Source organism: Aquiflexum balticum DSM 16537 (assembly GCF_900176595.1).
GTDB classification, from domain to species: domain Bacteria; phylum Bacteroidota; class Bacteroidia; order Cytophagales; family Cyclobacteriaceae; genus Aquiflexum; species Aquiflexum balticum.
In genome coordinates this window covers 4,093,656-4,107,664 of sequence record NZ_LT838813.1, presented here as the reverse complement: position 1 = coordinate 4,107,664, position 14,009 = coordinate 4,093,656, and the positions used below count along the sequence as shown (strand labels likewise).

The window sequence follows — 14,009 nt, the reverse complement described above, 5'->3', positions numbered from 1 at the left end:
AAATGAAAATGAGAGGACTTACCAGAGTACCAAAAATAAAAGTGCTAATAATAATTATTGCAGGATTATTTTTTGGTTGGGCATGTACAAAAAAAAAATCAGATCCTCAACTTGAATCATTTAATAATTCTCCGGAAAATCAAACCTTTCAAAAGGATTTTGATTTCCTGGAGAAATATTTGGAATTAGTTTTATTGGAAGATGATTCAGGAGACGGGAAAATAATTGTTTCTCCTGGACTTCAGGCAAGGGTCATGACAAGTTCGGCAAATGGTTGGTCTGGAAAAAGTTACGGCTGGATCAATAAAACCCTATTCACGTCTGGTGATACATCTATACATATCAATGCTTATGGTGGAGAAGAAAGAATTTGGTTTGGGCCTGAAGGAGGTCAATATTCAATTTTCTTTAAAAAAGGAGATGAATTCACGTTGGATAACTGGATTACTCCACGGCTTATTGATCTGGAACCTTTTGATCTCATTGAAAGGTCTAATTCCCATGCATTATTTTCCAAATCTGCTTCTTTAAAGAATTATTCTGGATTCACTTTTGATTTAAATATTGAGAGAAAAATCAGTATTTTATCTCAATCTGAAATAAGTAAATTATTGAATGTGAATCTAAATGAAAAAGTAAAAGCTGTTGGATACAAAACTGAAAATACTTTAAAAAACATCGGGAATAAAACTTGGGAAAAAAGTGGAGGATTATTATCCATTTGGATTTTGGGAATGATGAATCCTTCTCCCAATACAACCATTGTAATTCCTTACATTGAAGGGAGTTCTTCTCAATTCGGCCCAGTTGTCAATGATGATTATTTTGGAAAAATTTCTTCAAAACGATTAAGAGTTACTGAAAAAGCGATTTTCTTTAAAGCAGATGGCAATGAAAGAGGTAAGATTGGGGTTTCCTCCTCCCGGGCTAAAGATATTTTTGGTAGTTATGACTCACTCGAAAACAGTTTAACATTAATTAAATTCAATAAACCAACAGAAGAAAAATTATATGTCAACTCCAAATGGGAAATCCAAACCGACCCATTTAATGGTGATGTTATAAACTCTTATAACGACGGTCCTCCTGAACCAGGAGCAGCTCCCTTAGGACCATTTTATGAACTGGAAACTTCTTCACCAGCAGCAGAATTGAAGATTGGAGAGGAATTAACTCATATTCAATATACATTTCATTTTGAGGGGAATTTTGAGGCATTAGACAACATTTCAAAAAAAACGCTAGGAATAACTTTGGATGAAATTAAATCAGCTTTAAAAGAATAGACATATGTTATTAGCATCAGCAAAGAGAAATTTGGCATTGTTTTTTTTTACCCTAATTGTTTGGGGTTGCCAACAAAATGACTCCTCAATTCAAATAAAACAGAGCGAAAATCGAATTGAAATAAATAATTCTAAAGTAAAGGCAATTTTTGAAAAAAAGGATGGACTTGTTTCTCAAACATTTTTTGCAAAAAAAAAGAATGAGTGGAAAGAAGTAGTTTCAGGTTTTATACCTCCCAAAGAATTTCCAAAAGATGCAGTTCAATTGTTTAATCAGGATTTGGTGGATTTTAGATATTTGAGTAATTCAAACTTAAATAGTATTTTTTTAGAGGAAAGTAAGTCTCAAGCAAAAGTCACTTTAATGGGACAAAAGGGTAGTGTTCCAATTGAACAGGTAATTACATTATCAGAAGAAAATGATTTTTTTCATTTTTCCGTAAAATTAAATCTTGAAGGTTCCCCGGCAAAATTAGATTATGCCTTAACATCCTTCACATTTAATATTGACCATGCACCTGAATTTGTTCATACACCAGGTTTAAAATTCGATAATGATGATTCTAAACAAAATAGGTTTAAACTTTTACCTGGAAAAGATCAAATTATAGGAGATAGGGCATATCACGCACCTGCAATTATTGTTCAAGAAGGAGGTCTCTTTGCTGCTATAGTTCCTGATTTGAATGCTATAAATAAACATCAAATCATTTCACCCGATGCACGAAGAACAAGTGACATTCCAACAAATCGTTTCTCCATTCCCATAGAGGACGATAAATATACGATGCCTACCGGTCTGGATCTGAATATCATGACTGGACTTACAAATAAGCCCGTTATGACTTTCGGCTACATGGATAATGTTATTGCACATCATATCCGTTATCAAAGGGTTAATGATTCAAGCATGATTCGGACATTGGATTCTAATGAATTACAATATGAATTCGATCTTTTTGTAAGTTCTGATGCCCCCGAAAATAAGGGATTCCAAAGAATACCAAGGCACCAATGGGAAAAATTCGGGAAACCTGTTTTTGATAATCGGCCTCATCTGGCTATGCCCTTTAAAGAATATTTCAACATAATAGATTCAATTACTTTCAATCCGATTCATTATGAAAATATAAGTATTGACACACCACTAGATGGCTATGAAAATACAGGTTCTTGGCTGGAATGGGAAGAAAATGGAGTGAAAATGGGAGGTTATCGCTCAGCAATCGAATGGTGGAATGATGTTCTTCACAATTCCGCATTTTGGAACAATGCCAGAGAGGCTCAAGGTTTTTGGTATTGGGGAAATGAACTGGGACGCCCGGATTTGATTGAGAAAGGACGTAACATTATCAATTGGTCCTTGTCTGCTCCAAGAAATGAAAATGGTCTTTTTGCTTTGCTTTATTCTGCCAATGACAAAAAATGGGGGCTGGGTTTTACTGACCCAGTGAACAATAAAAATATATTTTTTCTTAAGGAAAGTGATTCTTATGATGTTTCCACAATGAGCAAAACAGCGGCTCATCTTGTAGATTACCATTTGCGATGTGAGAAAGATAAAAGGATAATAGATTACCTTACCCCTTATAGTAATTGGCTAGTAAAAAATATAGACGAGAGAGGAGCTGTGCCTTCTTATGTAGATCAGAGAGATGGAATAGCTTCCCCTATTTTGCATTATAGCGCTCAATCTGCTTCCAGTATGTGGTTTTTAGCTGAAATGTACGTGGCAACGGGTAATGATGACTATTTGGATGGAGCAAAGCAGATTGCTAAATTTTTAGAAAAGGAAATTTTGCCCGAGCAAAAATGGGTGGATATGGAACAATTTTTTTCCTGTGGACACCGTCCTTTCGAATTTGAAAGAGATCGGTGGCAAAATCAGGTTGCAAGAGGTAATCTTTCCTTATTTTGGGCAATTGAAGGGTTTGCTGCCCTTTATCGTGCTACTCAAGATCAACATATACTTGATATGGGGGAACAATGTGTGGATTACGTCACATTTACACAGGCATGTTGGGAGCCGCATTATATATATACCGCTTTTCCCTTTGGAGGCTTTGGGGTGGATAATGCAGACAATGCTACTTTCTTAGATGCAAGGCAGGCTGAAATGGTCAGACCATTTATTTGGTATGGGAAAACTTTGGGGCGTCAGGACTTGGTAGAAAGAGGGGTAGCCGCAGCTCGCTCATCAGTGGTACTAATAAATCATCCAAGACATAAATCAAATAATATTTACCGCCACACCAATATTTATCCCTTTGGACTTGGACCGGAAAACATAGACCATGAGGCGCATCCACAATCCGCAATGCGAACCCATCCTAGTTGGGGTGAAGGATCTGGTATTTTTACAGGGCTAGCAGAGGCTGGAAGAGCCCTAGGAGGTGTTTATATAGATTTTGAAAATGAAATTTATGTAGGTGTTGATGGAATACAGGTTGAAAAGGCAGAATTGATTGGAGATGAAATACATCTTACCCTTAATAATTCATTAGCGGATTTGACCGAACCATGGAATAAGGTCTATTCTACCAATTTAATTGTAAAGGGACTAAAACAGTCAATTTATCAACTAAAAATCAATGGAAGTAAGGATGGAATTATCTTTAATGATTCCGGTTTAGAAATCCCGTTAACTGTACAAGGCGATGAGTTTTCCTTCTAAAGGCGAAAGGGAAATCGTGAAGATATAGGTGATGAAAACTATATATATCGAATTATGAATTCATCAAAACCGACTTCAAAATCTTCTCAAATAATGAAAATGGATTCTATCATCTCTAAAATTTTAAGAACTATATTTATTTTTATAATAATGGTTTCTTGCAAATCTAAAGACTCCAAGGAACCAATAGGACCAAATATAATTTTTATCCTTACAGATGATCAAGGATATGGAGATTTAGGAAGCTTTGGTTCTGAGACCATAGAAACTCCGAATATTGATAATTTAGCGAAGGAAGGTGTTCGATTTACTGATTTTTATGTCCATCCAATATGCTCCCCCACAAGAGCAGCATTCCTTACAGGTTGTTATGCGCCAAGAGCAGGTTTTCCGGACGTGCATCTTTGGGGTTCACCTTTTGGATTGAATCCTGATGAAATCACCATTGCTGAAATTCTAAAGACTAAAAATTACAGTACAGCATGTATTGGAAAGTGGCATCTGGGTGATGAGGATGTTTTTGCTCCCAATCAACAAGGATTTGATTATTTTTATGGAATACGCTTAGTAAACGGCACACAAAAATTTGAAAATTTTTCTGTACCATTTTATCGCAACGACTCACTTTTAACAATGCGACCTGATCATTCGCGAATGACACATGATTTCACCGAAGAAAGTCTTTCATTTATTGATAGAAATAAGCAAAATCCATTCTTTTTATATCTGGCCTATACAATGCCACATGTACCAGTTTATCCTGGGGAAAATTTCAGAGGGAAGAGCGGTCATGGGCTTTATGCAGATGCCATTGAAGAAATAGATTGGAATGTAGGCAGGATAGTCGAAAAATTAAAAGCTGAAGGTATAGAAGAAAACACGTTAATAATATTTGCATCGGATAACGGCCCATGGGCAGGATTTGGAGAGCAGTCGGGAAGTGCCGGCGAACTCCGGGGTAGTAAAATAACCACATGGGAAGGCGGTGTTCGTGTACCAATGATTATGAAATGGAAAAATACTTTACCTGCAGGTTTGGTTTACTCCGAAATAACTGGAGTTATCGATATGGCTCCTACTATTGCAGCCGCTGCTGGTGCATCTATGCCTGATGACAGGGTAATAGATGGAAAAAATTTACTCCCTTATATTTTGGATCAAAAAAATGAAAAAAAGCCACATGATGTATATTATCATTATGCAGGCACCTGGTTGCAGGCCGTGAGGTCTGGTAAATGGAAATTACATTTTGCCAGACCTGAAATAAGACCTGGGAGGTATGGTGAATGTGCAGGTTGGCATACAAATAATGCAGGCATCTTGAATGAAGATTTATTGTTTAATCTTGAGACAGATATTGAAGAAACAAAAAACCTTGCCAGTGAATTTCCTGAAATTGTACAAGAACTTAAAAATATGGCACAGATGGCAAGAGATGATATCGGAGATTATGGCATTAAAGGTAAAAACAGCCGTCCAACAGGATCTACTTATCTGGAATTAATTGATATTACTCAATATCCCAATAGTGAATATGCCAGAAAAGTAGAAAAAGAAATGCTAACAGAAATGTTGGATTTTCAGAGAAAACGATTTGATAAGTTATCAAATTCTAATAAACCATTGAATAGTCAAGAATCGGAAGAATTAGAGTTTTATAAAGAGAAATTAAATTTGTGAATAACAATAGAGAAAACTTAATGTCATGAATAAATCAATATTATTAATACTAGCCTGCTCACTATGTGCTTCCAACGTAATCGCTCAAGAATGGAATAAAGATTGGCCAATTCTAAAAACTTATCAGGATAAATATTTAAAAGAGGTAGCCATGCCACTGGGTGGTATTGGGACAGGAACAATTTCTTTAGGTGGCACTGGAGATTTAAGGGATTGGGAAATTATGAACCGTGGGGCCTTGGGATATATACCTGCATTCAAACTGGTTCAACCCACAATTGCCAATGGGCCATTTTTTGCTATTTATTACAAAGAGCAAGGGAAAGATCCTGAAATTAAAGTTTTGGAAGGCCCCGTGTCACAAGATGAATATTATGGGGATTGGGGAGCTGATGCTGTAAACTCTGGTTTTCCTCGGTTTGAAAAGACAACTTTTGCCGCAGCATATCCTTTGGCTCAAATTAATTTTGAACACCGGAAAGTGCCTCTTGATGTCCGCTTGGAGGCTTTTAATCCTTTAATAGTTGGGGATGCTGATCAAAGCGGAATCCCTGTTGCAGTTTTAAGATATGTATTAACCAATAACACAGATAGCCCTATTGAAACATCAATCGTTGGGATGATTCCTAATTATATTGGAATAGATGGCTGGTCTGGAACACCTGAGGGGAATTACAATGAATACAGAGATTCTGATGATATTAAAGGATTATTCATGTATTCGGAAAAAGTGGACAAGAAGGATGTCAATTGGGGTACAATGGCCCTTACAACAACATCAGATGGTGATGTGAGCTATAGAACTTCATGGGCTAAATTGGGTTGGAACTGGACTTTTCGAGAGTTTTGGGATGATTTTATTCATGATGGTAAACTTACAGATCATCCTGATCGTAATGTTGTCGAAATGACGGACAAAGATGTTGCATTTTTAGAGGAACGTTCTGAAAATGAAAAGGAAAAAATAAAAACACCTCCTGCGACTTTAGCAGTAAAGCATTTAATCCAACCCGGAGATTCTAAATCTATAACATTCATGATTACCTGGCATTTTCCCAACCGAAGGGCTTGGGATCATGGAACGCATCATTCAGGGCAATATGGTGGAGAAGATATTGTCGGAAATTATTATACCACTCAATATTCAGATGCTTGGGATGTTGCGAAAACAATGAAAACCAATTTTGAAGAATTAGAAGAGGGAACCATTGATTTTGTTGAAAGTTTGGTTAACAGTGATCTCCCAGAAATACTAGTAGAAGCTGGACTCTTTAATTTAAATAACCTCAGAAGTCAGACTGTATTTAGAACTGAAGATGGTCTTCCTTTCGGTTTTGAAGGTACAGGTAGCATAAAAGGTACAAAAATAGGTGCAGAAAAAGCATCTGGTTGGGGCTTTGGAACCTGCACTCATGTGTGGAATTATGAATCAACAATTCCTTTTCTATTTGGGGACCTTTCGATGAAATTTCGGGAAGTTGAATTTTTGCATGCCGTAAATGAAAATGGCGGTCAAAGCCACAGAGTTGCCCTGCCTATAGAAAAGGGAACTGATTTTAAACGCTGGGCTGCTGATGGACAAATGGGCACATTGATAAAAGTTTATCGAGATTGGCAATTATCAGGTGATGATGCCAAATTAAAGGAAATGTGGCCGAATATTAAAAAGGCTATGTCTTTTGCCTGGAATGGTGGGGTTTGGGATATTGACAAAGATGGCGTCATGGAAGGGGTTCAACACAATACTATGGATATAAATTATGTTGGGCCAAATCCCCAAATGGCTGGCTGGTATTTAGGGGCTTTAAGAGCTTCAGAGGAAATGGCAATACATTTAGGTGATAAAGCCTTTGCACAAGAATGTAGATCCTTATTTCTAAAAGGTAGTTCTTGGATTGATGAAAATTTATTTAACGGTGATTATTATGAACATCATATTCCAGAGGGCGAAAGCAAGGTTGCCCAGCTTGGAAAAGGCTGTTTGGTGGATCAGTTAGTAGGCCAATATTTAGCACATACTGCGGGGTTAGGCTATGTATTGGATAAAGATAATGTTCAAACAACCCTGAAGTCTATAATGAATTATAACTACGTTACAGATTTTAATGATCATTTTAATACATTTAGAAGTTTCGCATTGGGTGATGAATCGGGATTAATCATGGCCAGTTATCCTAAAGGGGATTTATTGGATTTTCCATTTCCATATTATACGGAAGTAATGACAGGTTTTGAATATAGTACAGCTGCACATATGATCTATGAAGGACAAATCGATGCGGGAATAAAAATATTTGAAAATGTTAGAAATAGGTATGATGGCTATAAAAGAAATCCCTTTAATGAAGGAGAATATGGACACCGTTATTCAAGAGCTATGTCAGCATGGGCAGGCATTCTCGCCTATACAGGGTTTCAATATTCCGCTGTGACCAAAACAATGAATTTCAATCCGAATTCAGGATCGTTTTTTTGGTCAAATGGTTATGGATTTGGGACCATTAAAATCAGCGAATCTGGAGCTTCTAAAGCTGTGACCTTGACTTCGAAAAAAGGTGATTTAGAATTGAGTTCTTTTAAATTAAATGGATTTGGAACCATTAAATTCAAAAAGAAAATAAGTATAAAAGAAGGAGAAGATTATACATTTTCTGTTTCAAAAAATTAAATGGTAGATATAAAACTAGATAGCCTTAATCATGACAACCCAGAACTTTAAATTTTCCAGACGAAAAAGCTTGAAAGCAATTGCATGTTCAGCAACATTGAGTGCATTGGGTTTAACTATTTCCAATCGGTTGCAGGCCATGGAGGACACTTTAGAAAAAAGTTTGAAAGGTAGGATCAAGCATTCTGTATGTCGTTGGTGTTATCATGATATTCCCTTAGAAGAATTGTGTAAGGCCTCTGTTGAAATAGGTATTAAGTCAATTGAATTAGTTGGACCAGAGGAGTGGCCTATTTTAAAAAAATATGGGTTGACCTCAGCGATGCCTTGGGGTGCTGGAATGGGAATTGAAAAGGGTTTCAACAATCCAGATTATCATGACGAATTGGTGAAAAGTTATGAAGATTTAATTCCAAAAGTAGCACAAGCGGGATTTAAGCAAATCATCTGTTTTTCCGGTAATCGTAACGGATTAGACGATAGGAAAGGCTTGGAAAATTGCGCTGTAGGTTTGAAAAGGATTATTCCGGTTGCTGAAAAACATGGGATAATTTTATGTATGGAACTACTTAATAGTAAAGTTACCGGACATAAAGACTACCAAGCAGATCATACCTCCTGGGGAGTGGATTTATGTAAGGCTGTAGGTTCAGAAAATATCAAACTTCTTTATGATATATACCACATGCAAATTATGGAAGGAGATGTTATTTCCACCATCAAAAAGTACCATTCATACATTTCTCATTATCATACTGGGGGTGTTCCTGGTAGAAATGAAATTGATGAAACGCAGGAATTATATTATCCCGCAATAATTAGAGCGATTCTTGAAACCGGATATTCCGGCTTTTTGGGGCAAGAGTTTGTTCCCAAAAGATCCGATAAATTGGCTTCTTTAAAGCAGGGAGTTGAGATTTGTGATGTTTGATTTAATTATTAATTTAGGGCTTCTTGCGAATCCCTTAAGACTCTGATTGTCAGTCAATAACTTAACAAAAACATAACACAAAAACCCCGAATTTGGCTGTTTTGAGCTTTTTTCGGGGTTTTCTTTTTTGTATTTTAAGGTTGCAGACTTAAATACAATTAAAGTTATGATTCAGCTTCCTCTTTTCAAAGACTTCGACGGATATTCTCCAAAATATCATTTTTTCAAGAATTCATTGTTGGGCCAGATACATGATTCCATCCCCTGGGATGATCTGGTTTCCTGCCTTCCCGAAGAACGCTCCGGAAGAGGTGCACCAAGCTGGTTCGGTGGCAAAGGAATGTTTGCACTCATGTTCCTGAAGGCTTATCTCAACACCAGTGACAGGCAATTGTTGGAGCGCTACAACACAGACTGGGCCTTACAGTATTTTTGCGGCAAAGTACTGGCCGAAAACCAGCAGATCAAAGACATGACCATCATGACCAGGGTCAGGGCATATCTTGAAAAACACTGCGAATGGGAGAGACTTCAGGAAGTCCTTATCGGCCACTGGAAGCGTGACGTAAACAATACCCACGTATTGCTGATGGACGCTACCTGTTATGAATCATACATACGGTTTCCGACTGATGTCAAACTGCTGTGGGAAAGCTGTGAGTGGGTTTTTGAAAAACAGCTGTTCAGACTCTGTTCCCATCTGGGAATCAAAAGACCAAGATCTAAATTCAGGGAGCAGAGAATTGCCCATATGGCTTATTCCAGAAAAAGGAAAAACAGTTTCAGGGAAACGCTCAGAAGAAGAAAAGCACTCGTTTATCTGCTCGGTAAAGGGATCGGCCAACTCCAGCAGATCCTCGACAGTAATAAGGGCGCAGATCTTGGATTGAAGGATTTTGCAAGGTTTGCAGTGATAAAAAAGGTTCACCGCCAGCAGGAGTTTTTGTTGGACAATCCGCCTTCGGCTTTAAAAGACAGAATAGTTTCCCTGCACAAACCTTATCTTAGACCCATTGTGAGGGGAAAAGAAAACAGGCCTGTTGAGTTCGGGGCCAAAGCCCATATCCTTCAGGTGGACGGACTCACTTTTATAGACAAACTTGATTTCAATGCCTTCAACGAATGTACAAGACTTAAGCTTTCCGTGGCCAAACACAGGAGATTTTTCGGTCCTGTAAACCAGCTTGGGGCGGACAGGATTTACGCCACAAACAAAAACCGGAGTTTCTGTACTGCCAACAGGATTTTCACCTGTTTCCCCAAAAAAGGCCCCAAAAAACATGAGAGGGCAGAAAAAATACTCAGCTCCGAAATATCCAGACAGAGGGCTACAGTAATGGAGGGTGTGTTCGGTACAAACAAAGAATTCTACGGACTGAGGAAAATCAGGGTAAAAGGAGATAAAAGGGAGAAGTTTGCGATATTTTTCGGGATAATGGCAGCCAATGCTGTCAAGATAGCCAAAAGAAGAGCTGAAACGGAAAGCCCGCCGGAACAAAAAGCTGCCTAAAAACACAATCGGAGACATCTTCATGGGATAAGTGTGTCCATGCTATAAATGACCCGCTTATTTCATATGTGTGAAAGAAAAAATTGTACTTTCCCGTACCAAAATTGACTTCAAAATCATCTGAAAACCAAAGAGAAAAAGAAAGTAGGGTTTAGTTTTAACCCTACCTCTCAATTCCGAAGGAATTTTCCAAGAAGGCCTAATTTAATTTCATGGGTACAACCTCCTCCGTGCAAATATCCCAACCACTATAAAACAAACCATAGGCAACACAAAGGAAAAATTGACCTCAGGAACTCCTAAGATTCTGATATCGTCATAGGCAGGGCCACCGAAATCCAGGATTACTCCCTGTAGGGTCGGCATAATGGCACCACCCACAATCGCCATTACCAAAAATGCTGCACCATATTTCCCATCTTCTCCTAGCCCTTCCAATGCTATTCCATATATGGTAGGGAACATCAAAGACATGGAAAGTGAAATACCCACAAGGGAATAAAGTCCTAACATGCCTTGGATAAATATGGCTCCCAAAGTAAAACAAATGGCCAATATGGAGAAATAGAGCAATAATCTAGGAGGAGAGAAGTAGCGTAAAAGATAAGTACAGATCCATCTCCCCACCAAAAACAGGATCAAAGCCGTATAGGCATAATTCACTGCCGAAGCATTGTCAATCCCCAAAGTTTCAGCATATTGATAGATATAAGTCCAGACCATGATTTGGGCTCCCACATAAAACATCTGGGCAACGACTCCTTCTACGAATTGAGGTTTTTTGAACAGTCTTTTCATGGAAGGCCAAAAATCAATTGATCCATTTTTGGATTTGTTTTCCGGCATTTTGACCATAAAGATCACTAAAGCCAAAGCTATGACCACCATGCCTAACATCACATAGGGGTTTCTGATGACCAAAAGGTCATTGGTTCGGATAATGGCTTTTGAGGTTTCGTCGAGCGTGGTATAAATCAGATTTCCATCCACATCGACATTATTGGATTGCAATTCATTGAGGATGTATTCTTTGGCGACAAACAAACCCGCCAAAGCGCCCATAGGATTGAAAGCCTGTGCAAAATTCAATCGTTGGGTTGCCGTTTCTTCAGGTCCCATGGATAGGACATAGGGGTTGGCTGTAGTTTCCAAAAATGCTAAACCAAAAGTGAGGATGTATAAGGCCATTAGGAAAAAGAAATAACTTTCCCAAGCTGCAGCCGGGTAGAACAACAATGCCCCAAATGCATACAGCCCCAATCCAATCAGTACTCCAACCTTGTAGCTATATTTTTTTATAAATATCGCCGCAGGCAGTGCCATGGTAAAATATCCCCCATAAAATGCCATCTGTACCAAAGATGCCTGGACATTGTTCAATTCCAATACCCGTTTAAAAGCCGCAACCATCGGATTGGTAATATCATTCGCAAAACCCCACAATGCAAAAAGAGATGTAATCAATGCAAAAGGGATTAGTAAATTTTTTGGGATCAAGGTTTTCTTTTTCATTTAGCACTTATCATTCCGACTAACTGATTCTAATTTGAGTCAAAATTTACTTTCTCCCAATGGCTCGATCTAAGTGGGTATAACCTCCATCTACATAAAGCAGTTGTCCCGTGGTATGAGAGGACCTGTCAGATAAAAGGAAAATTACCATATTGGCAATTTCCTGAGGAGTAGTCATTCTTTTCTCTAATGGAATTCTATTTTCAATCAGGTTAAGTTGCTCTTCTGGATGATCAAATGTATCAAGCCATTTTTGGTATAAGGGAGTCATAACTTCGGCAGGGATTACCGCATTTACCCTAATACCATAGGGCAATAATTCCACCGCCCATTCTCTGGTCAGGGATAGTTGGGCACCTTTAGCTGCTGTATAGCCGCTTGTGTTCCCCTGACCTGTAATGGCAGTTTTGCTGCTGATGTTTACAATACTCCCTTTGGATGATTTTAGAAACGGTAGTGCAAAGTGAACCAGATCATAATAATGCCCCAAGTTCTTTTCTACAGATTTTCTAAATGCTACTGGTGACCCATGCTCCAAACCGATTCCATCATTAGCACCTGCATTGTTTACAACACCATCTATTCTTCCAAAGCGGCTGACGGTTAAATCAACAGCCTCCTTGGAATGTTCAGCTTCTAATAACCTTAATGGTATATGATAGACTTTTTTATTTTCTGATACCAGATCTTGGAACAGGTTTGCTCCTGCTTCTTTTGATGGGTCAATGATGACTGCTATTCCCCCCTCCTGTACAATGGTTCTACTGATGGCAGCTCCAATACCTTTGGCCCCTCCAGAAATCAGAAACACTTTATTTTCCAGGTTCAATTCCATATTGATATGGTTTTAATTATTTCTTTGAATCAGACATTGTCGAAATCCAAAGCTTGCTGTTTTGCCGATCCCAATCCATCAATACCCAATTCTACCTCATCACCATGACCTAGGTAACGAGGCGGCTTAAGTCCTAAACCAACCCCTGACGGAGTTCCGGTAGATATGATATCCCCTGGTAGCAGACTCATGTACTGACTGATGTAAGAAACAAGGGTCGGGATATTAAATACAAGATCAGAAGTATTGCTATCCTGCATCATTTGCCCATTTACTTTCAGCCAAAGTCTCAGATTATGCGGGTCTTTGATTTCATCTTTTGTCACCAAAAAAGGTCCAAGTGGGGCAAAATGGTCTGAACTTTTTCCTTTAACCCATTGACCTCCGTGATGTAATTGGAAATCTCTTTCACTGACATCATTGTGGAGACAATAACCGGCCACATAATCCATTGCATTTTCTTTTTTAACATAAGTGGCTTTCTTTCCGATAACCACAGCAAGTTCCACTTCCCAATCAGTTTTAGTTGAATTTTTTGGGATAATAATGGCATCATTTGGTCCACATAGAGAAGATGTTGCTTTCATAAAAAGAATTGGGACCTCAGGTAAAGGCATACCGCTTTCTTTGGCATGAAGAGAATAGTTTAAACCAACACAAATGATTTTTGAAGGTCTTTTTATCGGGGACGCTAATCTGGTTTTCTTATCGATGTCCTGTAATTTATCTATGTTTGAATCAACCCAAATTTTAAGTCTTTCCAAGCCCTTATTTTCAAAAAAATCCTCTGACCAATCTTCTCCAAAAGCTGAACAGTCCAACCATTTTTTGTTTATTTCAATACCAGGTTTTTCATTTCCTTTTTCCCCAAATCTAAGTAGTTTCATATTTCATTTTTTATTACTCACTATTG

9 protein-coding genes are annotated in these 14,009 nt (G+C 38.1%); 6 read left to right on the top strand and 3 right to left on the bottom strand.

Translation table 11 applies throughout. From position 1 onward, the window contains the following. Window positions 1–2 precede the first annotated feature (2 nt). From B9A52_RS17310 to B9A52_RS17285, 6 genes are all read left to right on the top strand, one after another. Window positions 3–1,286 carry a DUF6786 family protein gene (locus B9A52_RS17310; RefSeq protein WP_084121662.1) on the top strand — a complete coding sequence of 428 codons (1,284 nt, stop codon included), beginning with the start codon at window positions 3–5 and terminating at the stop codon, window positions 1,284–1,286. A gap of 4 nt (window positions 1,287–1,290) precedes the next feature. Further along, entirely contained in the window at window positions 1,291–3,960 is a 2,670-nt protein-coding gene (locus B9A52_RS17305; RefSeq protein WP_084121661.1) for a glycoside hydrolase family protein, read from the top strand. A gap of 54 nt (window positions 3,961–4,014) precedes the next feature. Further along, window positions 4,015–5,640: a sulfatase family protein gene (locus tag B9A52_RS17300; protein WP_084121660.1), complete on the top strand. Its 1,626-nt coding sequence runs from the start codon at window positions 4,015–4,017 to the stop codon at window positions 5,638–5,640. A 25-nt stretch (window positions 5,641–5,665) separates the two neighbouring features. Next, window positions 5,666–8,308: a GH116 family glycosyl-hydrolase gene (locus B9A52_RS17295; protein WP_084121659.1), complete on the top strand. Its 2,643-nt coding sequence runs from the start codon at window positions 5,666–5,668 to the stop codon at window positions 8,306–8,308. A 31-nt stretch (window positions 8,309–8,339) separates the two neighbouring features. Continuing rightward, window positions 8,340–9,239 (top strand): hydroxypyruvate isomerase family protein, encoded by a 900-nt coding sequence (locus B9A52_RS17290; protein WP_084121658.1) that lies wholly within the window; start codon window positions 8,340–8,342, stop codon window positions 9,237–9,239. 166 nt (window positions 9,240–9,405) lie between these two features. Continuing rightward, window positions 9,406–10,749 (top strand): transposase, encoded by a 1,344-nt coding sequence (locus tag B9A52_RS17285; protein WP_231955293.1) that lies wholly within the window; start codon window positions 9,406–9,408, stop codon window positions 10,747–10,749. 210 nt (window positions 10,750–10,959) lie between these two features. On the opposite strand, the gene fucP is transcribed toward B9A52_RS17285, so the two are convergent. The 3 genes from fucP to B9A52_RS17270 are packed head-to-tail and all read right to left on the bottom strand — an operon-like array spanning window position 10,960 to window position 13,983. Further along, on the bottom strand, window positions 10,960–12,261 hold the full coding sequence (fucP, locus tag B9A52_RS17280; RefSeq protein ID WP_084121657.1) for an L-fucose:H+ symporter permease: 1,302 nt from the start codon (window positions 12,259–12,261) through the stop codon (window positions 10,960–10,962). 46 nt (window positions 12,262–12,307) lie between these two features. Then, complete coding sequence (locus tag B9A52_RS17275) at window positions 12,308–13,096, bottom strand: L-fucose dehydrogenase (protein WP_084121656.1); 789 nt, start codon at window positions 13,094–13,096, stop codon at window positions 12,308–12,310. 29 nt (window positions 13,097–13,125) lie between these two features. After that, entirely contained in the window at window positions 13,126–13,983 is an 858-nt protein-coding gene (locus B9A52_RS17270) for a fumarylacetoacetate hydrolase family protein (RefSeq protein WP_084121655.1), read from the bottom strand. Between the last annotated feature and the right edge of the window lie 26 nt (window positions 13,984–14,009).

Excerpts from the sequence above, each read along its gene's own strand:
- B9A52_RS17310 (WP_084121662.1), top strand. The coding sequence starts at position 3 with ATGAAAATGAGAGGACTTACCAGAGTACCAAAAATAAAAGTGCTAATA.
- B9A52_RS17305 (WP_084121661.1), top strand. The coding sequence starts at position 1,291 with ATGTTATTAGCATCAGCAAAGAGAAATTTGGCATTGTTTTTTTTTACC.
- B9A52_RS17300 (WP_084121660.1), top strand. The coding sequence starts at position 4,015 with ATGAATTCATCAAAACCGACTTCAAAATCTTCTCAAATAATGAAAATG.
- B9A52_RS17295 (WP_084121659.1), top strand. The coding sequence starts at position 5,666 with ATGAATAAATCAATATTATTAATACTAGCCTGCTCACTATGTGCTTCC.
- B9A52_RS17290 (WP_084121658.1), top strand. The coding sequence starts at position 8,340 with ATGACAACCCAGAACTTTAAATTTTCCAGACGAAAAAGCTTGAAAGCA.
- B9A52_RS17285 (WP_231955293.1), top strand. The coding sequence starts at position 9,406 with ATGATTCAGCTTCCTCTTTTCAAAGACTTCGACGGATATTCTCCAAAA.
- fucP (WP_084121657.1), bottom strand. The coding sequence starts at position 12,261 with ATGAAAAAGAAAACCTTGATCCCAAAAAATTTACTAATCCCTTTTGCA.
- B9A52_RS17275 (WP_084121656.1), bottom strand. The coding sequence starts at position 13,096 with ATGGAATTGAACCTGGAAAATAAAGTGTTTCTGATTTCTGGAGGGGCC.
- B9A52_RS17270 (WP_084121655.1), bottom strand. The coding sequence starts at position 13,983 with ATGAAACTACTTAGATTTGGGGAAAAAGGAAATGAAAAACCTGGTATT.